Source organism: Acinetobacter sp. FDAARGOS_559 (assembly GCF_003940475.1).
Classification (GTDB): Bacteria; Pseudomonadota; Gammaproteobacteria; order Pseudomonadales; family Moraxellaceae; genus Acinetobacter; species Acinetobacter baumannii.
The window spans coordinates 1,890,445-1,915,241 of record NZ_RKJG01000005.1 but is presented as its reverse complement, the minus strand read 5'-3'; the positions used below and the strand labels follow the sequence as shown (position 1 = coordinate 1,915,241).

The 24,797-nt window shown below is 40.3% G+C and carries 22 protein-coding genes; 15 read left to right on the top strand and 7 right to left on the bottom strand.

Annotated elements, in window-relative coordinates; genetic code table 11:
* Positions 1 to 123 precede the first annotated feature (123 nt).
* On the top strand, positions 124 to 2,427 hold the full coding sequence (locus EGS71_RS10670; RefSeq protein ID WP_000550364.1) for a hypothetical protein: 2,304 nt from the start codon (positions 124 to 126) through the stop codon (positions 2,425 to 2,427).
* 45 nt (positions 2,428 to 2,472) lie between these two features.
* Here the strand turns inward: EGS71_RS10670 and aroE are convergent, their stop codons facing one another.
* The 3 genes from aroE to ribA all read right to left on the bottom strand — a co-directional run bounded on the left by aroE (position 2,473) and on the right by ribA (position 5,115).
* The gene (gene aroE, locus EGS71_RS10665) at positions 2,473 to 3,261 is read right to left on the bottom strand and encodes a shikimate dehydrogenase (RefSeq protein WP_000166021.1); all 789 of its coding nucleotides are present in this window, start codon (positions 3,259 to 3,261) and stop codon (positions 2,473 to 2,475) included.
* 173 nt (positions 3,262 to 3,434) lie between these two features.
* A complete protein-coding gene (hemF, locus tag EGS71_RS10660; protein ID WP_001164617.1) occupies positions 3,435 to 4,385 on the bottom strand; it encodes an oxygen-dependent coproporphyrinogen oxidase in 951 nt (316 codons plus the stop codon).
* 127 nt (positions 4,386 to 4,512) lie between these two features.
* On the bottom strand, positions 4,513 to 5,115 hold the full coding sequence (gene ribA, locus EGS71_RS10655; protein ID WP_001121174.1) for a GTP cyclohydrolase II: 603 nt from the start codon (positions 5,113 to 5,115) through the stop codon (positions 4,513 to 4,515).
* A gap of 303 nt (positions 5,116 to 5,418) precedes the next feature.
* Here ribA and dxs point away from each other — a divergent pair, with 303 nt between their 5' ends.
* From dxs to EGS71_RS10615, 9 genes are all read left to right on the top strand, one after another.
* Complete coding sequence (gene dxs, locus EGS71_RS10650; protein WP_000967375.1) at positions 5,419 to 7,323, top strand: 1-deoxy-D-xylulose-5-phosphate synthase; 1,905 nt, start codon at positions 5,419 to 5,421, stop codon at positions 7,321 to 7,323.
* Between the two features lie 122 nt (positions 7,324 to 7,445).
* A complete protein-coding gene (locus EGS71_RS10645) occupies positions 7,446 to 8,276 on the top strand; it encodes an inositol monophosphatase family protein (protein WP_000433617.1) in 831 nt (276 codons plus the stop codon).
* Between the two features lie 409 nt (positions 8,277 to 8,685).
* On the top strand, positions 8,686 to 10,533 hold the full coding sequence (locus EGS71_RS10640; RefSeq protein WP_000047395.1) for a DEAD/DEAH box helicase: 1,848 nt from the start codon (positions 8,686 to 8,688) through the stop codon (positions 10,531 to 10,533).
* A gap of 136 nt (positions 10,534 to 10,669) precedes the next feature.
* Positions 10,670 to 10,810, top strand: coding sequence for a hypothetical protein (locus EGS71_RS22460; RefSeq protein ID WP_002125530.1), 141 nt, complete (start codon positions 10,670 to 10,672; stop codon positions 10,808 to 10,810).
* A 126-nt stretch (positions 10,811 to 10,936) separates the two neighbouring features.
* Positions 10,937 to 11,755, top strand: coding sequence for an ABC transporter ATP-binding protein (locus EGS71_RS10635; protein WP_004735419.1), 819 nt, complete (start codon positions 10,937 to 10,939; stop codon positions 11,753 to 11,755).
* On the top strand, positions 11,752 to 12,528 hold the full coding sequence (gene mlaE, locus EGS71_RS10630) for a lipid asymmetry maintenance ABC transporter permease subunit MlaE (protein WP_001091949.1): 777 nt from the start codon (positions 11,752 to 11,754) through the stop codon (positions 12,526 to 12,528). Before EGS71_RS10635 ends, mlaE begins: the two co-directional genes overlap by 4 nt.
* The gene (locus tag EGS71_RS10625; RefSeq protein WP_000842362.1) at positions 12,528 to 13,208 is read left to right on the top strand and encodes an outer membrane lipid asymmetry maintenance protein MlaD; all 681 of its coding nucleotides are present in this window, start codon (positions 12,528 to 12,530) and stop codon (positions 13,206 to 13,208) included. The genes mlaE and EGS71_RS10625 overlap by 1 nt, the downstream gene beginning before the upstream one ends.
* 26 nt (positions 13,209 to 13,234) lie before the next feature.
* Complete coding sequence (locus tag EGS71_RS10620; protein ID WP_001093907.1) at positions 13,235 to 13,876, top strand: MlaC/ttg2D family ABC transporter substrate-binding protein; 642 nt, start codon at positions 13,235 to 13,237, stop codon at positions 13,874 to 13,876.
* An 11-nt stretch (positions 13,877 to 13,887) separates the two neighbouring features.
* Entirely contained in the window at positions 13,888 to 14,175 is a 288-nt protein-coding gene (locus tag EGS71_RS10615; protein ID WP_000250997.1) for an STAS domain-containing protein, read from the top strand.
* A gap of 69 nt (positions 14,176 to 14,244) precedes the next feature.
* Here EGS71_RS10615 and EGS71_RS10610 read toward each other — a convergent pair whose 3' ends face one another.
* Positions 14,245 to 15,258 carry a CorA family divalent cation transporter gene (locus EGS71_RS10610; protein WP_000888321.1) on the bottom strand — a complete coding sequence of 338 codons (1,014 nt, stop codon included), beginning with the start codon at positions 15,256 to 15,258 and terminating at the stop codon, positions 14,245 to 14,247.
* A gap of 157 nt (positions 15,259 to 15,415) precedes the next feature.
* On the opposite strand from EGS71_RS10610, the gene EGS71_RS10605 reads away from it, so the two are divergent.
* Both EGS71_RS10605 and EGS71_RS10600 read left to right on the top strand, forming a co-directional pair.
* The gene (locus tag EGS71_RS10605; RefSeq protein ID WP_001084310.1) at positions 15,416 to 15,997 is read left to right on the top strand and encodes a TIGR00730 family Rossman fold protein; all 582 of its coding nucleotides are present in this window, start codon (positions 15,416 to 15,418) and stop codon (positions 15,995 to 15,997) included.
* 14 nt (positions 15,998 to 16,011) lie between these two features.
* On the top strand, positions 16,012 to 16,413 hold the full coding sequence (locus EGS71_RS10600) for an NUDIX hydrolase (RefSeq protein ID WP_000849701.1): 402 nt from the start codon (positions 16,012 to 16,014) through the stop codon (positions 16,411 to 16,413).
* A gap of 2 nt (positions 16,414 to 16,415) precedes the next feature.
* Here the strand turns inward: EGS71_RS10600 and EGS71_RS10595 are convergent, their stop codons facing one another.
* Positions 16,416 to 17,051 carry a ComF family protein gene (locus tag EGS71_RS10595; protein WP_000472261.1) on the bottom strand — a complete coding sequence of 212 codons (636 nt, stop codon included), beginning with the start codon at positions 17,049 to 17,051 and terminating at the stop codon, positions 16,416 to 16,418.
* A complete protein-coding gene (gene recG, locus EGS71_RS10590) occupies positions 17,044 to 19,089 on the bottom strand; it encodes an ATP-dependent DNA helicase RecG (protein WP_000204958.1) in 2,046 nt (681 codons plus the stop codon). The genes EGS71_RS10595 and recG overlap by 8 nt, the downstream gene beginning before the upstream one ends.
* 20 nt (positions 19,090 to 19,109) lie before the next feature.
* On the opposite strand from recG, the gene EGS71_RS10585 reads away from it, so the two are divergent.
* Together EGS71_RS10585 and adeT2 are read left to right on the top strand one after the other, a co-directional pair.
* Positions 19,110 to 19,925 (top strand): NAD-dependent epimerase/dehydratase family protein, encoded by an 816-nt coding sequence (locus tag EGS71_RS10585; protein WP_000547780.1) that lies wholly within the window; start codon positions 19,110 to 19,112, stop codon positions 19,923 to 19,925.
* A 79-nt stretch (positions 19,926 to 20,004) separates the two neighbouring features.
* On the top strand, positions 20,005 to 20,991 hold the full coding sequence (gene adeT2 / locus EGS71_RS10580; RefSeq protein ID WP_000712907.1) for a putative multidrug efflux protein AdeT2: 987 nt from the start codon (positions 20,005 to 20,007) through the stop codon (positions 20,989 to 20,991).
* A 43-nt stretch (positions 20,992 to 21,034) separates the two neighbouring features.
* Here the strand turns inward: adeT2 and plsB are convergent, their stop codons facing one another.
* Complete coding sequence (plsB, locus tag EGS71_RS10575) at positions 21,035 to 23,605, bottom strand: glycerol-3-phosphate 1-O-acyltransferase PlsB (RefSeq protein ID WP_000045410.1); 2,571 nt, start codon at positions 23,603 to 23,605, stop codon at positions 21,035 to 21,037.
* A 275-nt stretch (positions 23,606 to 23,880) separates the two neighbouring features.
* On the opposite strand from plsB, the gene EGS71_RS10570 reads away from it, so the two are divergent.
* Entirely contained in the window at positions 23,881 to 24,753 is an 873-nt protein-coding gene (locus EGS71_RS10570; protein ID WP_000993136.1) for an acyl-CoA thioesterase, read from the top strand.
* Positions 24,754 to 24,797 lie beyond the last annotated feature (44 nt).

Below are 24,797 nucleotides of genomic sequence, written 5' to 3'. Positions count from 1 at the left end.
ACACCTGAAATTATAATTTCTGCTAAAGTCGGGACTTATACTTTTATGTGAAAAAACAACTAATTTTTTTATTTTTAGCAAGTTTTGTTAAAAAGATAAAGCGATAAGGTTTTAAAAAAGGTTATGCATTTAAAATATCTCAGTTTATGTTTATTTAGTTTGGGCTTGACGGCATGTGCACAACACGGCGTGCGTTCACAGGTGGCATCTGCGAGTTTAGAGCAAAAAGCCATTCAAAGTGTTAATGCGATGTATGAATACCCAAGTTATGATTATCGCGGAAACTTTAAAATTACCGTTGATCCTTCACAAATAAAGCAAAATGTAAAAGCTGAGAATACTGCTAAGCTAGATGCTGAATTACAAAAGAAAGTTGATCAATATTTACGTGAACAAAAAGTTGCCTTAAGTAAAGCACAGAAACAAACCTTATATGCGGCGATTGCAAACGAACAAGGTGATTTGGGACTGACTTCCTCAACACGTTCTGAAAAAATTAATACCGTATTATTTAATTTGTTAAATGATCTTCAGTTTAGTTATGACGGCTCGATACATTATCGTCAAAAAATGGGTTCATTTAATTTAACTGCTAGATATGAAAAACCGACACTTTTAGTTCAGGCAAAATTGCCAATGGTGCTTGATCTTGAGAATTATAAGTTTTACATAAATTATTTTGGTTTGATGCCATATTTGGTCAATAAAGATAACCAAAATAATTTAGCTTATGTTGATTTCTCAAAATATAAAGCCTTCTTTAAAAATGTCGATAAGAAGAAATTTATTGAATACCTTAAAGCTTCAAGTGCTGTTTCATATCGATTAGCTGAACCGCAAAACTTACAACGTGTATCGTTGACTGAGGCTGATCGTAAAGCAGGGGCGGTTGAAAGAATTCGTTTAAAGACGACGGTTGAGCAACTGCTTTTAGAAGTAGATTTGTTTGGGCAAGTTAATAAAAAATATCTTCAAAAAAGTGTTTTAGGTCTTGATGAGGAAAAACTTGCTGAAACGCTTGCCGCAGAGATTGCTGCTTCTGATGCGAAAAAAGGCACTGCAGATAAAGAAGAACAAAAGGTTTCTTCTGATGACGCCGCTGCTGTTAGCCAACAGTTGTACTCCCTTGTTAATGCTCATTTAGGCAATACCTCTACTTCTGAAGATGAGGAAGTAGAGTCTGCTTCTAGTGAAGAGGCGAGTGATGTAGCTGTAGCAGAGACTGAACAAACCTCAGAAAATGAAGAAGTAGTTGCACTGACGGAAGATCAATGTATTGAATTAAAATCGCTTAAAAAACCGGTCGCTTTAGGGGATATTAATTATTGCCAAATCTACGGTATTGATGTCCTAGATCAGAGCGATACAAGTATTCAAAAAGCGCAAATTAAGTCTCGTCAGGACGCTTTAAAGCAAATTTTTGAAGCGTATAACCAAAACCAGTTTATTAATGATGAAGCATTCAAAGCTCTTTGGTTAAAACATAAGGATGAAATTGAACAAGCTTTACCGAAGCAAAGAAACCCAATCACAATTGATGTGGCTTTAGATGACAAAGGCCGTGCAGTCAATATGGATTACGATGTTGATTATACGCCAGCTGAGTTTAAGCACCGCTTCAATATTAAAGCAGATATGCAAATTCTGAATTATGGGAAAGCGACTTCAATTGATCAGCAGCAGCTTAAACAAGCTAAATCTGTAGCTGAAGCAAGTAAAGGTTCTATGCTGGAAAACTTTATTAAAGGTTTTAGTGAAAAGCTTGGGCAAAGTGATGTTTCAGAGCACCCTGTGGGCACACATAGTGATGTACAAGATTTAGATGCAAATCTGGCTGTACTTGCAGATAAAACCTATGATGCAACGCATGCTTATGACAAAACTTATAAAGCAGTATTTATTGCCAAATTGACTGCCGAAAAACCGTCATATATTAAGTATTACTCAGTTCAACAGCTACAAGAAATTGCTGAGGTTTATGCTTATTGGTTCTCTGATGAAGATACATATAATCCTCAAGGAAAAGCCTTAGAGCGTATTACCGCTTTACAGAAAAAACATCATCTTGAACAAGATGATCAGTTTGACCACGAGTTAGGACGTGCTGTAGATCATATTGTATTAACGACTATACAAGGTAAAACAGGGCGTGAAGCTTGGCAGAAGCTACAGAAGCAATATAAACAGCCAGCCCAACTTTTCTCAAAACAGTATCAGTTAGAGTTTGAAAAACAAAATGGTGTTTCTGCTGAAGAAAAGCATCTGTTATCAGAAACGGCTGATATTTTAGGGAATGTTTATGTGGCTGCTCGTAAAAAACAGCTTTCGGAAAAAACAATTCAGAACTTAAAACCTGAACATAATGAATTTATCGATTATGAAGTTTTCCGAGAAGTTTATAAGCAAATGGTTGCCGCTAAAAAATAATGAGTAAGATAAAAAAGAACCTACATATGTAGGTTCTTTTTTGGTTTATAGAAAATCTTTTAATTGTGGTCGTACGCCATTCCAGATAGAGAAGGCTTCAATAGCTTGGCCTACTAACATGCCGAAACCTTCTGCGTAAGGCACATTACGTTGTTTCGCTTGATCAAGGAAACTAGAAGGTTTGCCATAAGCCATTTCATAGGCATATTTGAATTCTAATTTTTCAGGTAGTTGTAAAGCATCGCCTGAAAGACTTGCCGAAGTTGCATTAATCACAATATCAAAATCTCCTTCTAAATCATTTAGGGAAATTGCTTGTAATTGGGCTTGTGGAACTGCTGTTTTTAAGTCATCTACAAGTTGTTCTGCACGAGCTAAAGTTCGGTTTGCAATGATGATTTTTTTGGCACCAGCCTGTACAAGGGGATAAATAACACCACGAGTTGCGCCGCCAGCTCCTAAAATTAAAATAGTTGTATTTTCAAGCTTCCATTCTAAAGCTTGAATTGCGGCAACTAAGCCTTGGCCGTCTGTATTGTCACCATGCAATTTGCCATTTTCCATCCATAAGGTATTTACAGCTTTAGCAATTTGAGCACGCTCGGTTAACACATCACATAAAGCAAAAGCTTGCTCTTTAAAAGGAACAGTAACGTTCATACCACTGCCGCCTTCTGCAAAGAAACTTCGCATGCTCGATTCAAAACCGTCAAGAGGAGCAAGCCGTTTTTGATAGTTTAGCTCAACACCTGTTTTTTCAGCGAAAGCATGATGCAATTCAGGAGAGCGTGATTGTTCGATCGGATTGCCAATTACTGCAAACTGTTTGGTCATTCTTGTATCCAAAATTTTAAAATGGCATGAAGCAGATAGAGCCTGCACTGAATATTCAGCAGGCCTCACTATAAGTCAAAATAGCACAAGAAAAAATATTTGAATGAAGGCAAATGGAAATCAAAAAAGGAGATTCTTTAGGGTGGAAGCCAAAGAATCCCCAAAACAAAAAATTAGGCGACTTTTTCTTCTAAACCTAACCAATCACGAGGTTTTAAATAGTAGTCAGTTAAACGCTTCTCTGAAGAGTCTTCATCCCATTCAGGGCGATAAGACCATGCAGCTAGATTAGGTAAGCTAACTAAAATCGACTCAATACGGCCACCTGTTTGTAATCCAAACAACGTACCGCGGTCATACACCAAGTTATATTCGACATATCTGCCACGGCGATAAAGCTGAAATTCGCGTTGAGCTTCGGTATAAGGCTGTTCGCGGTGTTTTTCGAAAATTGGCAAGATCGCATTTAAATAGCCATTACCTACTGCTTGAATATATTTAAAGCAGGTTTCGAAATCCCAGCAATTTAAATCATCAAAGAATAAACCGCCCACACCACGTTGTTCATCGCGATGCTTTAAATAGAAATAGTCATCGCACCATTTTTTATGTTCAGCATAAACATTGTCACCAAAAGGCTTACAGAGGTCATAAGCGGCTTGGTGCCAATTTAAAACATCTTGATCATCTGGATAAAATGGCGTTAAGTCAAAACCTCCACCAAACCACCAAATCGGATCTTGACCTTCACGTTCTGCAACGAATAAGCGGACATTCGCATGCGAGGTTGGAATATTCGGGTTTTTAGGGTGAATGACTAAAGACACACCTAGCGCTTGAGCTTTTGCCCCTGCAATTTGAGGGTGACGTTCTGTTGCAGAAGCAGGAAGTTTGCTAATGTTGATATGTGAAAACATCACGCCGCCTTTTTCAATCACTGTACCATTTTGCAGTACACGTGAACGGCCGCCACCGCCTTCAGGGCGCTCCCAATCATCAATGATAAATTCTGCTGTCCCACCACCAGCTTTTTCTTGTTGTTCTAAACCGGCACAAATACGGGCTTGTAAATCGAGGAGAAATTCGCGGACACGTTGAATATCTGTTGAAGTCGGATGTTGCATAATGACCCTCAAAGATGATCGAAATAGATTAGATACATCAAAACATAAATCCATAAAAAAAGTAAGGGATTTTTTCTAATTCCTGAAAAAATCCCTTAAATATAATTTTTAAATTTTGGGCTCGAAATCAAAAATCATCTTTTTGGTAAAGGTGATCCATTCTTTCACGTTTGGTTTTTAAATATTGTTCATTAAAAGGGTTACGGCCGACAGTTAAAGGTACACGGTCTACGACATTAATACCTTGATCTTTGAGTGCCTGAATTTTCAAAGGATTATTGGTAATTAATTTAACTTCTTTCACTTTTAAGTGGTCGAGCATAATACTGCACATATCGTAACGACGTGCATCGGCGGGTAAATTCAGTAGTAAATTGGCATCTACTGTATCGTGCCCCTGATCTTGCAGGGCATAAGCACGAATTTTATTGGTTAAACCAATACCGCGTCCTTCTTGGCGTAAGTATAAAATTACACCTTGTCCTGCTTCATTGATGAGTTTCTGAGTGGCTTGTAGTTGTGGGCCACAGTCACATTTCAATGATGCAAACGCATCACCCGTTAAGCATTCAGAATGTACGCGGACCAAAACAGGACCCGTTGGCGGATTTTCTAACCCTTTGGAAAGTGCCACATGTTCTTCACCTGTTACGGGATCTTGAAACACAGAAATATTGAATTCACCAAAAGCGGTCGGGAGTTTTGATGTTGCAATGAACTCTATAGGCACAGATTAACTCATCTTTTAACCGAAAACGGTTTAAAGTATAGCGTAATGCTGGGAGATTGGTCGAATTGTCATAATCATTTTGCACACTAAGGTTTTCTTTTTTGTATAAAGAAGACGATAATAGTTGATAAATAGTCAGATTATTCAGGATAATCTGCCAACCATACCCATACTGTATGAGAGACTGCTTTGCATGATCTCGTTCGCAAATGTGGCTGATTGAAGGTGACTTCATTCGATTGTATGATCGACCCATTTTGACCCAGCTTAGGATTTGCCAGGCTTATAAAGGCTTTGCCACATATGTTGTATACCGAAATTCCAACTCAACGCCCTGTTACGCCATTGTTAGATGCGATTGATCATCCTCAACAATTACGTCAGCTCGAGCATAGCCAATTACTACAAGTGGCTGATGAGTTGCGTCAATATATTTTATATGCAGCAGGCCAGAGTGGTGGCCATTTCGGTGCTAACCTCGGCGTGGTTGAGCTGACGGTAGCGCTGCATTATTGCTTTAATACACCAAATGACCGTTTAGTTTGGGATGTGGGACACCAAGCATACCCACATAAAATCCTGACTGGACGCCGTGAACAAATTACGACCATTCGCGCTAAAAATGGATTGGCTGCTTTCCCTGCCAGAGAAGAGTCTGTTTTTGATACCTTTGGGGTAGGGCATTCTTCAACTGCTATTTCAGCTGGTTTGGGTATGTCTTTGGCACGTCGCTATCAGAAAGACCCATGTGAAGTCGTTTGTATTGTGGGTGATGGTGCAATGACTGCGGGCATGGCATTTGAAGCAATGAATGATGCTGTTGCTCATGATGCAGATTTAATTGTTGTACTCAATGACAACGATATGTCGATTTCTTGCAGTACAGGTGGCTTTGCCAAACATTTAGCTGCAATTTGGGAAAAAGGTCATTTAGTTAATGTCAATGAACATGGTGAAGCTTATATCCAGCCACACCCAAAATGGACATATAACTCTCGATTACACCAATCGGCAACCGATGCGGCAGATAATTTATTTAAAGCAATTGGTTTTGATTATTTCGGGCCTTTTGATGGACACGATGTCACTCAGTTGGTTCAGGTGTTCAACGCGCTCAAAAAACGCAAAGGTCCACGTTTAGTTCACGTTTATACCAAGAAAGGTAAAGGCTTTGCTCCTGCTGAAGCAGACCCGATTACTTACCATGCGATTGGCAAAATTAATGCTGCTTCGGGCGGGAAAACACCACCAAAATACTCTGATGTGTTTGGTGAGTGGTTATGTGATGAAGCTGCACAAGATGAGCGTTTGCTTGCGATCACGCCTGCAATGTGTGAAGGCTCGGGCATGGTTAAATTTGCGAAGCAATTTCCTCAGCGTTTCTTCGATGTCGCGATTGCAGAGCAGCATGCTGTAACACTTGCAGCAGGAATGGCATGCGAAGGGTTAAAACCTGTTGTCGCCATTTATTCAACATTCCTGCAGCGTGGTTACGATCAGCTTATTCATGATGTCGCATTGCAAAATCTTGACGTGACTTTTGGTATTGACCGTGCAGGCTTGGTTGGTGAAGATGGTCCAACGCATGCAGGTGCATATGACTATGCCTATATGCGTACTGTGCCTAATATGGTGATCATGGCACCGAAAGATGAAAATGAATGCCGTCAAATGCTTCATACGGCCTATGCCTATAATGGCCCGGCTGCGGTACGCTATCCACGTGGTGCAGGTGTGGGCGTCGAAATCCAAAAAGAGATGACTGTTCTTGAATTGGGTAAAGCTGAAATTGTTGCAGAAATTAAAGCAAACAGTGATGAGCAGATTACGGTTTTAGCATTTGGTAGTCGTGTCATGGTTGCTCTGGAAGCAGCTGAGCAATTTGCGCAAAAACATGACGTCAGTGTGTGTGTTGTAAATATGCGCTTCGTAAAACCGCTTGATGAACAAATGATTCGAGACTTGGCTGAGCATACTCATTTATTCGTGACAGTTGAAGAACACGCGATTATGGGTGGTGCGGGTAGTGCAGTGAATGAGTTTATGGCTCAAGAACAAATTGTTAAACCTATCATTAATTTAGGTCTACCTGACTCGTTCTTGCATCAGGCGACACATAATCAAATGCTACAAGATTGTGGTTTAGATGCTAAGGGTATTTTGAACTCGATTGAGCGAGCATGGCTTAAGGTAAATCAGGTGGTTTAATACCTCAATAAAATTTTTCGAAACATTTTTTCCCAAAAAGCGTATTCATTTGCTAAAATGGATACGCTTTTATGCATTATTCTTTGTCAAAATCTTCAAATTTGTATTGTAGTGGGTGTTCAATGGAACCTATGGTGGTGATGGCTGCGCGTGCGGCTCAAACAGTTGGTCAAGAGCTTTTAAAAGCGCATCAAAATCGTCATAAGCTCGATTTGCAAGTTGAAGAGAAAGGCATTGATGGTCCTGTAACACGTGTAGATCGTTATTTAGAACAATTGACGATTGATACATTACGTAAAAGTTATAAAAACCATAGCTTCTTAGGTGAAGAGTTCGGTTTGCAAGAGGGCAAAGGCCACGATGCAGACTGGTGCTGGGTGATCGACCCTCTTGATGGCACGCAAAACTTTATTAATGGTTTCCCTCATTTCTGTATTTCTATTGCTGTTCAGCACAAAGGTGTTACTCAGCACGGCGTAATTTACGATCCAGTACGTGACGAATTGTTCTCTGCAAGTCGTGGCCGTGGTGCAGTGATGAACCAGCGTCGTATTCGCGTAAATGTAAAAGACAGCCTAGAAAATACATTCTTGGCAGTAGGTCACCCTTACCGTGCTAAACGTGCTGGTGAAATTGTGTCTTATGCAGAACAGCACTTTGCTTCATTATTAGCTGTGACTCAAGCGGGTGCTCAAATCCGTCGTGGTGGTTCAGCTGCTCTCGACTTAGCGTATGTTGCTGCTGGTCGTTTCGATGGTTTCTTTGAACTTGGTTTAAAGCCATGGGATATCGCTGCTGGTGAGCTTATTATCAAGGAAGCTGGTGGTGTTGTGGTTGACGCACGTGGTGGTAATGATTCACTTGAAAATGGCCAAGTGATTGCATGCTCACTGAAAATGTTAAAGCCATTAATGCAAACTGTAGTTCCTGCTTGGGACAAAGCTGCAAAATAATTTAAAAAATTATTTCTGAGTAAGACCCTCTTTTTATAGAGGGTTTTACTTTTTAATGGTCGGTAAAATACAAATAACAGTAGAAATACCGAGAAAGTTGATTAAAACACATGACTTTTAAATTCTTTCTGCTATAATCCGCCCACGCACTTAAATTTCCGTTCATTACCTGAACATTCTGTTCTATTCATTGTAAGCGCACGCTGTCCATAGAGAGGACCATTTCTTGCGCCCCAATCGCTCAGCGATTCTTCAGGTTGCGGCCGTAATCAAGCGTGCGTTTAGTCCACATCGTCGTTACTCGGATTGCTGCTGAATAATAAGATTCAGCTAATATTTGCTTTGCCGCTTTTGCCGATGTCTATTTGTATTTATTAAAAATGGAGCACCCTTTGGGGTGGAACTCTCTATGAGCAAAACTTTTGCCGAATTTTCTTTGCACGAAACCTTACAACAAGCTCTTGAAGGTTTAGGTTTTACTAACCCAACTCCTGTGCAAGAACAATCTATTCCTGCTGCTTTAGAAGGTAAAGACCTTCTTGTTTCTAGCCAGACTGGTTCTGGTAAAACTGCTGCATTCTTATTACCGACATTACATAATTTGGCAGGTCAAGATACTTTCGTTCCGTTCAAAGAACGTATGAAAGCAGTGACTCAGCCTAGCATTTTAGTTTTATGCCCAACACGTGAATTGGCTCAACAAGTTAGCCAAGACGCAATTGCTTTTGTACGTCACATGAAAGGTGTTCGTATTGCTGCAATTATGGGTGGTATGCCTTTTGGTAAACAAATTCAACAGCTTAAAGGTGCTCAAGTTGTAGTTGCGACTCCAGGTCGTTTATTAGACTTAGTTAACCGTCGTCAATTAAAGCTAGACAAAGTTGATGCTTTAATCGTGGACGAAGCTGACCGTATGTTAGACCTTGGTTTCTCTGAAGACTTAGAAGCGATCAGTGACTTGGCTGCGAATCGTGGTCAAACGTTAATGTTCTCTGCAACTTTTGCTGACCGTATTATTCGTCTTGCTGAGCGCATGATGAATGAACCTGAGCGTATTGCAATTGAAACTGGTCACAGCACCAATACTGACATCACCCAAACTTTACACTGGACAGATGGTTTCGAACACAAGAAGAAACTTCTGACTCACTGGTTGGCTGATGAAACGCTTGACCAAGCTGTTGTATTCGCGAGCACACAAGAAGATACAGATATGTTGGCTGAAGAACTTGCAGAAGCAGGTCATTCAGTTGTTGCACTTCACGGTGCAATGCCGCAAACAGTTCGTAACCGTCGTTTGCGTAGTATCCGTGAAGGCCGTGCGAAAATCTTAGTTGCTACTGACGTTGCTGCACGTGGTCTTGACGTTCCAACAATTTCACACGTTATTAACTTCGGCTTACCAATGAAGCATGAAGATTATGTACACCGTATTGGTCGTACAGGTCGTGCTGGTCGTACAGGTCAAGCGATTACTTTAGCGACTTATCGTGAACGCGGTAAAATCCGTGCGCTTGAAGATTACTTAGAAGCTCGTTTAAATGTTTCTGAAATTGAAGGTTTAGAGCCATCTCCACCTCCAGCTCGTCCACGTCGTGAAGGCGGTCGTGGTGGTAACGGTGGCCGTGATGGTCGTCGTGGTGGCGGTTTCGGCGGTGGTCGTCGTTTCGAGGGTGAAGGTAACTTCAAACGTCGTGAAGGTGGTCGTGATGATCGTCCACGTCGTAGCTTCGATGATAAGCCTCGTGGTGAGCGTCCTGCTTTCGGTGGCGAAGATCGTCCACGTCGCGAGTTCAACTCAGATCGTCCACGTCGTGAAGGTGGTTTTGAAGACCGTCCAAAACGTAGCTTCGGTGGTGAAGATCGTCCGCGTCGCGAGTTCAACTCAGACCGTCCACGTCGTGAAGGTGGTTTTGAAGACCGTCCAAAACGTAGCTTCGGTGGTGAAGATCGTCCGCGTCGCGAGTTCAACTCAGATCGTCCACGCCGTGAAGGTGGTTTTAACGATAAGCCTCGTTTTGATTCAAATGATGACAATCGTGGTAACCGCGTAGACTATAAACCACGTCGTGAAAACGGTTTCGGTGACCGTCCACAACGTAGCTTCGGTGGTGAAGATCGTCCACGTCGTGAAGGTGGTTTTGGTGATCGTCCAAAACGTAGCTTCGGTGGTGAAGACCGTCCACGTCGCGCAGTTCGCGAAGAACACTTTAATCAAGAATCTCGTGGTGAGCGCCGTCGTAAATTCGACCGTTAATCTTTAAGAGATTTAAAAAAAGGCCAGTTTACATACTGGCCTTTTTTATTTTTTAGTTTTGTTATAAAATAACAAAGTGTGAAACAGTTCAATTTTTATTGTAATAATGCGTAAAAGTAAGCGAAAAGAGTCGCCTTTGGCATGGTTGAGTAAATTCTTATTTCAACGTGGTTTGCCATATCTTTTTATTGCACTTGCTTTGTGCAATGGAATCTACTTTGCCTATGCTTTATTAACTGGCCATTTCGTAGACCAGTTTCAAGTTCTCGATCAATAAATTTCTTTTCAAAATCTAGCTCATATTCCTATATTAGCTTGTTTTGCTTTTGTCAAAATTACAACAAGATTCCCAAAATTCAGTGTTATAGTATGCGGGCATAAAAGTGCAGGAATGATTGCCATTATGAATAATAAAACTCCTCTCTCGACTCAATCACTGATTGAAGTGAAAAACTTGAGTTTTAACCGAGGGGAACGCGTCATTTATGACAATATTAGTTTAAATATACGTCGAGGCCAGATCACGGCCATTATGGGACCATCTGGTACAGGTAAAACGACTTTATTACGCTTGATTGGTGGACAGCTTGTTCCCGATCAGGGCGAAGTTTTGCTTGATGGCAAAGATATTGCTCAAATGTCACGTCAGGAATTATTTGCAGCACGTGCGCGTATGGGAATGCTGTTCCAGAGTGGAGCTTTATTTACCGATATGTCGGTTTATGAAAATGTCGCTTTTCCAATTCGTGCGCATACTAAGCTTTCTGAAAATCTCATTGCAGAACTGGTCGCTTTAAAACTTGAATCGGTGGGCTTGCGTGGAACAGAACAGCTTATGCCTACTGAGTTGTCAGGTGGTATGAACCGACGGGTCGCTTTAGCTCGTGCAATTGCGCTTGATCCCGATTTAATTATGTATGACGAACCTTTTGCGGGGCAAGACCCGATTGTGAAGGGTGTTTTAACACGTCTCATTCGTTCATTGCGAGAAGCTTTAGATCTAACTACGATTATTGTTTCGCATGATGTTCCTGAGACCCTATCTATTGCTGACTACATTTATGTTGTAGCGGAAGGGAAGATTCAAGGGGAAGGAACGCCAGAAGAATTACAAGCTTATGCTTCTCCATTTGTAAAACAGTTCTTAACCGGCTCGGTAGAAGGTCCGGTTGAATACCAGTTTAGCCACCAAGCTTATTTAGATAACGAGGTTCGTCCATGAATACGATTGCCTGGTTAGGTAGACTCGTTATTGAGCGGATTCGAGGGATTGGTGTTGCGGCACTGATGCTCTTACAGATTATTTTTTCATTACCTTCAGCGGGCGGTTTTGGACGTTTCGTCTATCAAATGCATCGTGTAGGGGTAATGTCTTTACTTATTATCACGGTATCAGGTTTATTTATTGGTCTGGTACTCGGGTTGCAAGGCTACTCAATATTAGTCAATGTTGGTAGTGAATCAATGCTAGGCACAATGGTGTCTTTAACTTTACTGCGTGAGCTTGCACCGGTTGTTGCAGCTTTGCTCTTCGCTGGACGAGCAGGTTCTGCATTGACTGCTGAAATTGGTTCGATGAAACAAAGTGAACAGCTTGCCAGTATGGAAATGATTGGTGTTGATCCTTTAAAGCAAATCGTATCACCACGTCTTTGGGCTGGTATAGTCAGTTTGCCAATGTTAACCGTTATTTTTGCTGCGATTGGTATTGTTGGCGGTAAATTGGTTGGAGTTGACTTTCTTGGCGTTGATGAAGGCTCCTTTTGGAGTGGTATGCAAAATAATGTTCAATTTGGCCACGATGTCGTAAATGGCATTATTAAGAGCATTGTATTTGCTTTGCTGTGTACATGGATTGCTGTTTTCCAAGGGTATGCATGTGATCCGACACCTGAAGGCATTGCAACGGCAATGACCCGCACGGTTGTATATTCTTCATTATGTGTTTTAGGTTTTGATTTCGTGTTGACTGCGGTCATGTTCGGAGGGATTTAATGAAATCACGTACTAGTGAGCTGGCCGTAGGTATCTTTGTCATTATCTTCGGTATTGCTTTATTCTTTTTAGCAATGAAAGTGAGTGGTTTAGTGGGCACGAACTTGAGCGATGGCTACACCATGAAAGCTCAGTTTGATAACGTTAATGGTTTAAAGCCTCGTGCTAAAGTGACGATGAGCGGTGTAACAATTGGCCGCGTTGATTCAATCACGCTTGATCCGGTTACACGTTTGGCTACGGTTACTTTTGATCTTGATGGAAAACTGACAAGCTTTAATGCTGAACAGTTAAAAGAAGTTCAAAAAAATGCTTTAGACGAATTACGTTATAGTTCTGATTATACACAAGCGACTCCAGCGCAACAAAAAACAATGGAACAGCAACTGATCAGTAACATGAACTCCATCACAAGTATTGATGAAGATGCTTATATAATGGTTGCAACCAATGGTTTATTGGGTGAGAAATATTTAAAAATCGTACCGGGTGGTGGTCTAAACTACCTTAAACGTGGCGATACTATTTCTAATACCCAAGGAACGATGGATCTAGAAGATCTTATTAGTAAATTTATTACTGGTGGTGGCGCAGGTAAGGTTGCCGCTGGTTCATCCTCAGCAGAAGAAAAAGCTCCTGCAAGTACTGACAGCAGTGCACAGCCGTCATTTGTTGAGTAAGAGATTATTTGAAGGAGTGGTTCCAGGTGAATACGTTGTTTAAACAAACCCTTACAGCAAGTATTTTGTCTACTATGATTGCTGGTACAGCTTTTGCTGCACCTTCAGAAGCACCACCTGACTTTATTAAGCGTGTTGCTGATGGCTTGATTTCTCGTTTAAAAGCCGATCATGCTAAATTGCAAAATAACCCAGCATTAGTAAAAACAATTGTACGCCAAAACTTAGACCCGTATGTTGATTCACAAGCGTTTACTCGTATTGTGATGGGTACTTATGCAACAAACCAATATAGTACTGCTGCACAGCGTGCTCAGTTTGAAACGAACTTCCGTAATACATTAATTGAGAATTACGGTAGTGCATTTGCTAAGTATACAAACCAAACTTACACGATGCGTCCATACAAGGCGACAGCTGGTAAAAACCCTGTTGTGACTTTAGATTTTAATCACAATGGTGAAAAAATTCCTGTGTCGTTCCAGTTGGCAGACAAAGGTTCACAATGGAAAATCCGTAACATCAATGTTTCTGGTATTGATTTAGGATTGCAGTTCCGTAACCAGTTTGCTGCAACTGTGAAACGTAATGGCGGTGATTTGAATAAAGCAATTGCTACGTTCCAACCTGATGCAGATGCTGCTGTTAATCAGAATAAACAAAAATAAGTAGGTGAAGAGTGGTTCAGTATCTTAACCAAGAGTTAGTTGTTTCAGGCAAAATTGATTTTGAAAATGCTGAACAACAATACCAAGCTGGATTGGCAATTATTAAAAAGCAAACAAGCTTTCCTTTAATTGTTGATTTAAAGCAGCTTGAGCATGGTAATACGTTAGCCTTGGCTGTTTTAGTGCAATGGCTACGTCAAACTCCACAAAAGTCTGGATTACATTTTAAAAATGTACCAGAGAAGATGCTGAAAATCATTCAAGCCTGCCATTTGCAAGAAGACCTACATTTGGTTTGATGAGCAAAGATAAAAAAGCACCTAAATTTAGGTGCTTTTTTATATACAAAATTTGCGGGAGTAATCTCTTTAAATCCATTTTTTCCAGCGGAAATAAATGATAGGCCCAATAAAGAAACCAATAATAATTAGTAAAACGATAATAAAGCTGGTTGTACCGTGTGCGAAAGGAAGTACATCAGTGTTCATACCATAGATACTAGCGATCAACATAGGTGGTGCCAACATACTTGGTAATATCGAGAATCGACGGATCGTATCGTTTTGTTCAGTGTTAATAAATCCTGACGTTGTATCAAGCAAGAATCGTACTTTTTGGAATAAGAAAGCGTCATGTTCAACAAGCGAGCGAACATCTTCACTAAGTTCTCGAATATCTGCATCGTAGATATGACTGCCTAAAGCACGTGGACGAGACAAAAACGTTAAAACACGGCGCAAATCAATTAAACAGAGCTGTGCTTTCCCAAGCATGTCTTCTTGTTGTGCCAAGCGAGTAATCATGTCATCAAGATCTAAAATCTGTTCACGTTGATGGTTATTGAGAACCTCGGTTGAGTATTTTTCTAGATCCTTGTGGATATCTTCCAAGATATCCGCAAGCTCATCTAGCTTTGCTTCAAGTAAGCCCAATAAAATCCATGTTGGATCTTTATAATCCATTTCGTAGTCATTACGACGAGCTCGAGCACGAAAAGCACGAAAGGCAACTAACTTTTCACCACGTAAAGTAAATAAGCGGTCTTTATGTAAGATGAATGCAACAGTCTGCACCATGGCAAGCATATGGGAAGAATCTTCGGCATCCCCATCAACCTGATAATTTTTATTTTTCGTTAAAAAATAGGTGCTGATATGCAAAATACCGTCATCATCACGGTAGAATCGAGCAGAAGATGAAATGTCTTCTAACGACTTTAGTGTAGGTAAGTTCTGATTGTAAGCATCTAAGACCCATTGTTGTTCTTCTTGAGAGGGTGCAATAAGATCAAGCCATACTAATTCGGGATGTAGATCAAATCCACCATTGATGGTGGCATCTTCCAGACTTCCGCGTTCTGTGGCATAAAAGGCTTCAAGCATGTGTCTTTTTTCCTTACGCAGTCTGATGGAAATTGATGGGTGTATTTTAGACAAGGATTTGCCGAAAAACACTTGCCAATACGCTATTTTGCAAAAAAAAACTCTGTCGATAGTCTAGTTTGTCAGCATGACAGTTCAATAAAATGGTTTTTATACTATGAATTCAATTTGTATTTTCTGTGGTTCATCTCTTGGTTCAAACCCAATCTTTCAACAAATTGCTCAATTAACCGGTGAAGCTATTGCTAAACAAGGTAAAACACTCGTTTATGGCGGTGGCCGTTCTGGTTTAATGGGTGTTGTTGCTGATAGTGCTTTGCAAGCCGGCGGGCAGGTCATTGGGGTAATTCCTCGTGCTTTAGTTGATCGCGAGTTAGCTCATCCTGGACTGACAAAATTATATGTCGTCGAAAATATGCATGAGCGTAAAACCAAAATGGCAGATCTGTCGGACGGTTTTATTGCTTTACCAGGTGGGGCAGGTACATTGGAAGAAATCTTTGAACAATGGACATGGGCACAATTAGGTATTCATCAAAAGCCGTGTGCTTTTCTAAATGTAGCTGGCTTTTATGAAGATTTGCTTAAAATGATTCAGGGAACTGTAGATAACGGATTTAGCCAAGCGCGGTTTGTTGATAAATTGATTGCCTCAGACAAAATTGAAGATATTCTTCAACAATTTGAGCAATATCAGGCTCCTGCTCCGAAATGGACAAATGCCGACGTTCAACCATAAATGAGGTTAAATAGGTGAAAACAATTACGGTCGCCGCTGCGGTGATCTTAAATGAACAAAATGAATTATTGCTTGTCAGAAAGCGTAATACACAAGCTTTTATGCAGGTAGGCGGTAAACTGGAGCCGAATGAGGCTCCGGAAAGTGCTATACAGCGTGAAATCTTGGAAGAAATAGGCAGCCCGTGTGTAATAGAACAGTTTATAGGGCGTTTTGAGACAGCAGCTGCCAATGAACCGGATCACAAGCTTATTAGCCATTTATATTTGGTTCGATTAAAACAATCCCCACAAATTGCAGCTGAAATTGCTGAAATGAAGTGGGTGAAATTTAATGATTCCGAGACAAAACTCGCACCATTAACCAAAGAAATTGTAATTCCGTGGTGTGAGCAGAACTTATCTATAACTCTATAATTTTAATATGATGTAGATGAAGCAGCAGCTAGGCAACTGGCATGAATAGATGTACACCCTAGCTGTTTTAGCGCCTGACTTAAAGCGTGAATTGAACTTCCTGTTGTGATTACATCATCAATAATCAGTACACGACGATAACGCCGTTTTTCTTGAGTGAGCGCAACAAATTGCTGTTCAATATTTTCAAATCTTTCGAGTCGAGATAATCCCTTTTGAGAATGCTCATTTAAGCGTTGTACAGGCTGCCAAACTGGTATTTTTAATTGCTTACTCAAAAGATTGGCGAGTAATAAGGATTGATTAAAACCACGTTCAGTTAAACGTTGTTTAGAAATAGGCATGGGTACAATCGCTTGTACCTTAGGAAATTTTAATTGCTGTAAAACTTCAGCGAGTAAGGTTTGGTAATGTAATTTTTGTTCATATTTAAACTGCTGAATGATCCGGTTAATTGGATAGGCGTAGTGACAGGCCACAAGAACAGACTGATCATTGCGCTGAATGGTTTGCTTAAGCCACGGTAGCTGTTCCCAGCATTCTTTACAAAGAGAATATTTTTCCCGTGTTCCTATTTCGCAAAGTAGGCAAGGGGACAGCAACTGAAAAAGATAATGTGGGTTTAAAAACTTAAACATATGCGTATCGAGGAGCTTCGGGAAGCCAGCGCTTCAATAAGGCATCAGCTTGCTCAGGGTAATCTTTTAGAACTTGTTGTGCAACGTAGTGTGCTTGACTCAATAAATGATCATCTCGCTCTAAACGTGCGACACGGAAACCCATATCACCTGTTTGTTTTGTTCCTAATAACTCACCCGGGCCTCTTAGCTCAAGATCTTTTTCAGCAATAACAAAGCCATCATTACTTTCTCTTAAAATTGAAAGTCTTTCTTGCCCATTTTGTGAAAGTGGTGGTTTATAGAGAAGAACACAAAAACTGGCTTTTGCACCTCGTCCTACACGCCCTCGTAATTGGTGTAGCTGTGAAAGCCCTAATCGTTCAGCATTCTCAATGACCATAATCGAAGCATTGGGTACATCTACACCAACCTCAATAACAGTTGTGGCAATTAGCAGCTGTAGTTCATTGTTTTTAAATGCTTGCATGACAGCCTGTTTTTCATCGGCTTTCATTTTGCCATGAACCAAACCAATATTAAGATCAGGAAAGCGCTCTTTCATTTCTTGATAGGTGGCTTCGGCAGCTTGAGCATCTAAAGTTTCGGACTGTTCAACCAGAGTACATACCCAGTAGGCTTGTTTACCTTCTCGGCAGTTGGAAGCAATTCGATGCAGTACTTCTTCACGACGATCTAGAGGAATCGTGACGGTCTGAATTGGAGTTCGGCCTGGGGGTAATTCATCAATAATCGATGTATCTAAATCGCCATAAGCACTCATTGCCAGTGTTCTAGGAATTGGCGTTGCAGTCATGACCAGTTGATGTGGGGTGAGCTGTTCGGCGCCTTTATTGCGTAAGGCTAATCGCTGATCGACCCCGAATCGGTGCTGTTCATCAATAATCACGAGTCCTAGTTTTGCAAATTCAACGTTATCTTGAAATAAGGCATGAGTACCCACAATTAGTTCAGCATGGCCTTCTTTAATTTGTTGCTCAGCGTGTGCCCGCGCTTTCCCTTTTTGTTTACCCGACAACCAAGCTACCTTAATACCTAAAGGTTCAAACCAGCGTTTAAAATTTAAATAATGCTGCTCTGCTAAAATTTCGGTGGGTGCCATTAACGCAACTTGCCAATCTGCTTCCAATGCATGACATGCTGCAACCGCTGCAACTAAAGTTTTTCCAGCCCCTACATCACCTTGTACCAAACGCAGCATAGGTTGATGTTGTTTTAAGTCGCTTAAAATTTCTTTTGATACACGTTTTTGTGCGTTGGTCATTTGAAAAGGTAAAGCTTCTAGCAGTTTTTTTGCAAGTACTTTACTACTCGGAAAAGCAGGTGAAGCAATTTGTCGAATATAAGCACGTCGAGTGAGAAGACTAATTTGATGTGCGACCAGCTCTTCAAAAATAAGACGTTGCTGCGCAGGATGAGAGCCTTGAGCCAATTGGATCATATTGGCATCAACTGGTGGCTCATGAATGTAATGTAAAGCTTCTTTGAGTGCATACCCATTTGTATATTGTTTAGGGAGTAACTCGGGTAAGGCATCACTATGATGTTTCAACGCTTGTTTAACATATTCGCGTAATTTAGCTTGTGTTAGTCCATCGGTACTTGGATAAATTGCTGTGAGCTGCGTTTTTGGAAGGGGGGTATGTTCATTAATAAGTTGAATTTCTGGATGATAAAGCTCAAGCCCTCGTGCACCTACACGAACTTCACCAAAAATACGTAAACGGTTACCAGGTTTTATTTTGTCGGTTAAATTTTTATAAATATGATAAAAGCGTAAAGTCACCTTACCAAATTCATCTTGTATTAATGCGGCCATAGATTTACGTTTACCTGGAGGGAAATCAACAGATTTGACTTCACCCTCGAGTAAATAACTACGACCAACTACCAATTGATTCATAGGAATAATGGTACTGCGATCTTCATAATCACGGGGCAGATGAAACAGCAAATCATCTGTGGTAAAAATATTTAGTTTTTCGAGTAGGGCTGCTGAAGCCGATCCAACGCCTTGTAACTGATGGACTGAAGTCATGTCCCCTCAACGAGTTCTCTATGCATATATTATTTATCGGTTATGGTAAAACATCTCAGCGTGTTGCTAAACAACTATTTGAGAAAGGAAATCAAATTACCACAATTAGCCGTAGTGAAAAGACAGATCCTTATGGGACACATCTCGTACAGGATATTTTTACGCTCGATTTAAGCGAAATTGCACCTGTAGATGTAGTGTATATTTTACTTTCACCAGACGATAGTACTGTTGAAGGTTATCAGCATACTTATGTGGATAGTATTGAGCCTATTCGTCAGGCTTTAAAATCGCATCCGGTTAAAAGATTAATTGTGGTGTCATCTACGCGGGTATATGGTGAAAATTCTGGTGAAACAATTGATGACCATAGTGAGATTCACCCAAACGATGCCCAAGGGCATATCTTGCATAATATGGAATTGCTATGGCAAAAGTATTTTCCGTCACAGTGCGTGATTGTGCGTCCTACAGGGATTTATGGGGCTTCTATTGATCGCCTAAAACGAATGGCTGAGCACACGCAAACCTATCCAAATATTCACTATAGTAACCGTATTCATATTGATGATTTAGCAAGGTTTTTGGCATTTTTAGCCGATTTTGAAAAACCCCATAAAAGTTATCTTGTTGCTAATAATGCACCTGTACCTTTGCATGAAGTCTTACTGTGGTTTCAAAGTCAGTTAGATTTACCGCTACTTACCTTAGATTCAGCTCATGTGTCAGGCAAAAAAATTTATGCGAAACATTTGTTTGAGACGGGTTTTCAACTTGAGCATCCAATTTGCTTTAATGACTATTTATTATGTTTAAATGCTCATGGTACAAATTAAAATTTAGACTAAACTTTAAATAACAACAGAAATACCTGATGAGGCAGTTAAATTGCCGATAAAGATAAAAAGGTTAAAAGTGAAAAAATTTTGTTTAGCTCTCTTTTTGAGTGTAACGTCAGTTACGAGTTGGGCTGGGGATCAGGTGTGGTGTGCATATGATCCAGCGGGTACCCAAGGGGATATTACGCGCCGACTAAATGACATTCGTCTATATGCTCAGCAATATCAGGTCAAATTCAAAGTCGTTAGTTATCAAAAAGAGCAGCAAGCCATTCAAGCTTTTGATGAGGGGAAATGCTCAGGCTTAGCAGCCAGTAACTTTAATACTTATCAGTATAATCATTTTATGGGCAGTACCTCAGGTATTGGTCTTATACCCAATAACCGGACTGCACGAAATCTATTGCAGCTTTTAAATCATCCTACAATTGAGAAAAGATTAATTAATAAAGATTATGAAGCAGTCGGTATGATTCCGGTTGGTACTGCAAATATGGTCATGAAAACCAAGAAAATATCAAAAGTGGCACAGCTTAGAGGTCAAAGAATTGGAGTTCTAGCCAATAACCCGCCACAACAAGCTTTGGTGAGAAGTGTAGGTGCGCAGCCAGTATATGTTGATTTATCGAATGCGATTGCGCAGTTTCAACAAAATAAAATCGATATTATGCCAGCGCCTGTTTATGGTCTTTTGCCTTATAACCTACAGAAAGATTTTGGGCCAGATACTCAGGTGATTAATTTTCCTTTGGCGTATTTCGGGGTAAATATAATTATTAAGCCCCAAGCTTATCCAGCCAACTTTGGACGAAAAATTCGGGCTTGGTTTGTCCAAAATAGTCAATTATTAACAAATCGAGCTATACAATGGGAAAATCATTTACCAGCCTATTATTGGGTTGACGTTTCTTTTTACGAAAAGCAGAGCTATGACATTATGGTGGCAAAAATACGCAATCAATATGTTCGCTCCGGTTATTACGATGCCTACTTTGTGGAGCTAATGAAACGCTTACGTTGTATTGATGATCCGCGTTACTTTGAATGTCCAATGAGTAGATAAAATAAAAGGCAACTTAAGTTGCCTTTTATTTTGCATGAAGATTTTAAGCTTTTTTACGTTTTAAACGGCGTTTAGCTTGCTGAGAAGCCATTGCTTCAAGAGCTTCTTTTAACTCTTCATCAGTAAAGGTTGTGATGTGTTGCAACATTTGTAATGTCACTTCATCAAGCACCAACTGTGCGCCTGCTGCCATTTGACGGAAATTATCATCAAACTCGATTTGGCCTTGGTCATTCGTTCGAATGTAGTTTTGTTGAGTTAAAACTTTGATAAAGCTTTGGAACAATGCTTTGTCAAAGAATTCAGGAGAGTTAAACTCATATAGAACTGATAAACGTTGTCCTAATAAATGACTTAATTCTTCAACTTGTTTTGCTGAAATATTGCCTGAACCACGCTGAGTGATTAAAGCTAAAGTCATGTAATAACGTTCAAGGCTTTGTTTAACAGGTGTTGCTAATACAACAAGCTGATTATGCTCTTCAGTATTTGGTGCAGAGCTAATTAAATTGCCTTCGTCATCTTGTTGAATAAGATTTGATTGAACCAATGCATCTGCATATTGCTCAATCTGTTCTTTAAGTTCGCTACTTTTCCATTTAAGGAAGAGTTCGGCTTTTAAGAATGGATAAAGCGTATAGATAACATTGCTTAAATCAGCACGGCTAATTTTCCCGTTATGTTCAACAAGAGATGCAATCAATGAAGGTAAAACGAATGCATGCAAAATGTTATTACGGAAATAGGTGAGGAGAACCGCTTGGTTATCTTCAATCGCAATAATGTCACCAAGGGCATGCTGTACGCGCTTAATGAGTTTAAGCTTTAAGCCATAAGCAATAATTTCTTTGCCAGATAGCGGCGTTACTTCTGTGCGCTGATCGTAAGGGAAATTTGATGCTAAATTGCGGTAAGCTTCAAGCTGCTTAATACAGATTTCTTCATCAAGCGTATGCTTTGGTGTTGCAAGCAAAATAATTGAGAGTAAAGAAACCGGATTAATCACTACCGCACGGTTAATATTTTCTAAAATCGCATTTGCAGAACTGTTTACTGCTTCTGAAACAGCAGGTGGCACTGGGTCATCGTTCTTTTCAATATAAACGTTCTCAGCATTATGCTGTTTAAGCAAGTCATCTAGAAAAACAGGTTCACCAAAGTTAACGTGTACTTTACCGAAAATACGTTCAATTTTTCGGAGTGTTTTTAAAATACCAAAAATAGACTCAGCTTCTTTTGGCTTACCTTGCATTTCGCCTACATAGGTGGAACCTTCCATAAGGCGCTCATAACCAATATAAGTTGGCACAAATACAATTGGTTTGGCACGGCCACGTAAATGGCTATGGACTGTCATTGCGAGCATGCCGGTTTTCGGTGGTAATAAGCGGCCTGTGCGCGAACGTCCACCTTCAATAAAGTATTCAAGTGGTGTGTTGCGAGAAAGAATACTATATAAATATTCTTTAAATACAGAAGTATAGAGACCATTACCACGGAAAGAGCGGCGAATAAAGAAGGCACCGCCACCACGTAAAAGCTGACCAACGAAAGGTAAGTTTAGGTTGTCGCCCGCAGCAATATACGGGACCATCAAGCCACGTTTATAAATCACATAAGACAGTAGTAAGTAGTCAATGTGGCTACGGTGACATGGTGTGTAAACAATTTCATAGTCTTTTGCAAGCTCTCGGACAGTACTGAAGTTATGAACTTCTACGCCGTCATAAAGCTGAGTCCATAGACGTGTTAATGCCAAATCTGCAAAACGTACTGCTGAGTGAGAATAATCAGATACGATTTCATTCACATAACCAATCGCACGGCGCTCTGCTTCAAGCATGCTGATTTTACCGCGAATACTTTCGCGTCGAATGGCTTCTTGAACATCACGAGACTTTAATACCGACTGCATGACATTGCGGCGGTCTGATAAGTCTGGGCCTAAAACAACTTCACGTTGGCGATCAAGGTAGTCATTTAAAGTGCTAACAATATAAGTTGCTGGCGAAAGGTTTGGATAATGCTTCTGAGCATATTCAACGAGGTCACGTAAAGACTGTGGTTCATGGAATTCCAAATAAGATTGGCGACCATGCAAACCAATATTTACAAGCTGTTTAACTGTACTTGGTGTTGCCCATGTATCTGAGAATAACAACTTAAACCAAGAGTCTTCTTTATCTGGAGAACGGCCCCATAAAACGGTTACCGGAACCAGTTCTATGTCGAGTTCAGGATTTGCTTGTAAAACTTCGATCAGTTTAATTAAACGTGGCGGAAAAGCATGAGGAGGGGGATTCAGTAGGTTATTTTCATCATTGTGTTGTAAAAATAAAACTGAAGCTTTTTCCTGATGAGTACCGATGACTAATGGATCTAGCGCTGGCTTTAAATTTAAGCGGCGAGTTTCCCCATCCACCACTAAAGCATTACTGCGAGAATGATTTTGCAAGACATAGCACACTACTTTTTGGCGCTCGGTCTTCGCTTCTGTTTCTGTTGTTGATACTGGTTCAGTAGGAACTTCCCCAAGAACATGTGGTGTTACCACGAGGTCAAGTAGTTTACTCGAAAGCCGACGATACATTTGACCAAACCCACTCTTGGACATAAGAACTCCTACTTCTTAAAGACAAATCCCGGCACCAAAGGCAGAGGGTAAATATTTTGCGGTATTTATTAAAAAAAACAATATGCTATTTTCTGATAAATTATAATTCTTTTGGCATTTTTTATCGTTAAAAATCGTATTTTTAGCTGTTTTAAAGGCAATGTTTGTCAGAAGTTGACTGATTGTTCCATGTACAAATAGTTTTTTATGGCACAATAGATTCTACACATCTGTCCTTTAATACCAATTTTGCCTGCAATATGAAGGTATCTCTCATGAATGCGTTAACCCAAGAACTGGTTGAGCTGCTCACTTTAGAAAAGCTTGAAGAAAATATTTACCGTGGAATTAGCCGTAATTTGGTCGGTAAACGTGTTTTTGGAGGTCAGGTTCTCGGTCAAGCATTACGTGCTGCTTCTTACACAACTGATCGTCCTGCGCATTCTCTGCATGCCTACTTTTTATATGGTGGTGATATTAATGCTCCAATTATCTATGAAGTAGACCGTTTGCGTGATGGCAAAAGCTTTGTCAGCCGTCAAGTTCGGGCAATTCAGCATGGACGAGTTATTTTCTCTGCAATGGTGTCTTTTGCTAACCCTGAAGAAGGCTTGAACTATCAGCATCCAGAACCAGATTACCCAGCTCCTGAAGCGCTAAAATCGGAAAGTGAGTTGAAAGAAGGTATCCTGAATTTTGTACCGGAAAATGTTCGTGCAAGTTTTATGCGTGAGCGCCATGTTGAAATCCGTCCGATTGATCCAGTCAATCCATTTCAACCACAACCGGAAGCGCCTTTTAATGCGCACTATATCCGTACCCATGACCGTATTCCAAAACAGCTGGATGACATTTCATTGCATCAAGCAATTGTAGCGTTTTACTCAGACTTTACTTTGATGACAACAGCTTTAAGACCACATGGCTTAAGTTATATTTCTCCAAGTTTGCAATGTGCCAGTATTGATCATGCGATTTATTTCCATCGCCCACTTCGTGCTGATGAATGGATGCTCTATGACATGGAAGCTACAGTTAGTGCGGCTTCTCGCGGTTTAAACTTTGGCCGTATGTGGCAAAATGGCCAACTCGTATGTAGTACGGTGCAAGAGGGTTTGATGCGTTTACGGGAAATTGAAACTCAATAAATAACGATGAGCCATCTGAAAAGATGGCTTTTTTATTTTTAATT

What these genes read in the sequence shown, in the direction of transcription:
- EGS71_RS10605 (WP_001084310.1), top strand. Translation starts at nt 15,416, where the DNA reads ATGAATTCAATTTGTATTTTCTGTGGTTCATCTCTTGGTTCAAACCCA.
- EGS71_RS10595 (WP_000472261.1), bottom strand. Translation starts at nt 17,051, where the DNA reads ATGTTTAAGTTTTTAAACCCACATTATCTTTTTCAGTTGCTGTCCCCT.
- hemF (WP_001164617.1), bottom strand. Translation starts at nt 4,385, where the DNA reads ATGCAACATCCGACTTCAACAGATATTCAACGTGTCCGCGAATTTCTC.
- EGS71_RS10635 (WP_004735419.1), top strand. Translation starts at nt 10,937, where the DNA reads ATGAATAATAAAACTCCTCTCTCGACTCAATCACTGATTGAAGTGAAA.
- aroE (WP_000166021.1), bottom strand. Translation starts at nt 3,261, where the DNA reads ATGACCAAACAGTTTGCAGTAATTGGCAATCCGATCGAACAATCACGC.
- EGS71_RS10610 (WP_000888321.1), bottom strand. Translation starts at nt 15,258, where the DNA reads ATGCTTGAAGCCTTTTATGCCACAGAACGCGGAAGTCTGGAAGATGCC.
- EGS71_RS10640 (WP_000047395.1), top strand. Translation starts at nt 8,686, where the DNA reads ATGAGCAAAACTTTTGCCGAATTTTCTTTGCACGAAACCTTACAACAA.
- recG (WP_000204958.1), bottom strand. Translation starts at nt 19,089, where the DNA reads ATGACTTCAGTCCATCAGTTACAAGGCGTTGGATCGGCTTCAGCAGCC.
- mlaE (WP_001091949.1), top strand. Translation starts at nt 11,752, where the DNA reads ATGAATACGATTGCCTGGTTAGGTAGACTCGTTATTGAGCGGATTCGA.
- EGS71_RS10670 (WP_000550364.1), top strand. Translation starts at nt 124, where the DNA reads ATGCATTTAAAATATCTCAGTTTATGTTTATTTAGTTTGGGCTTGACG.
- EGS71_RS10625 (WP_000842362.1), top strand. Translation starts at nt 12,528, where the DNA reads ATGAAATCACGTACTAGTGAGCTGGCCGTAGGTATCTTTGTCATTATC.
- plsB (WP_000045410.1), bottom strand. Translation starts at nt 23,605, where the DNA reads ATGTCCAAGAGTGGGTTTGGTCAAATGTATCGTCGGCTTTCGAGTAAA.
- dxs (WP_000967375.1), top strand. Translation starts at nt 5,419, where the DNA reads ATGTTGTATACCGAAATTCCAACTCAACGCCCTGTTACGCCATTGTTA.
- EGS71_RS10645 (WP_000433617.1), top strand. Translation starts at nt 7,446, where the DNA reads ATGGAACCTATGGTGGTGATGGCTGCGCGTGCGGCTCAAACAGTTGGT.
- EGS71_RS10585 (WP_000547780.1), top strand. Translation starts at nt 19,110, where the DNA reads ATGCATATATTATTTATCGGTTATGGTAAAACATCTCAGCGTGTTGCT.
- EGS71_RS10570 (WP_000993136.1), top strand. Translation starts at nt 23,881, where the DNA reads ATGAATGCGTTAACCCAAGAACTGGTTGAGCTGCTCACTTTAGAAAAG.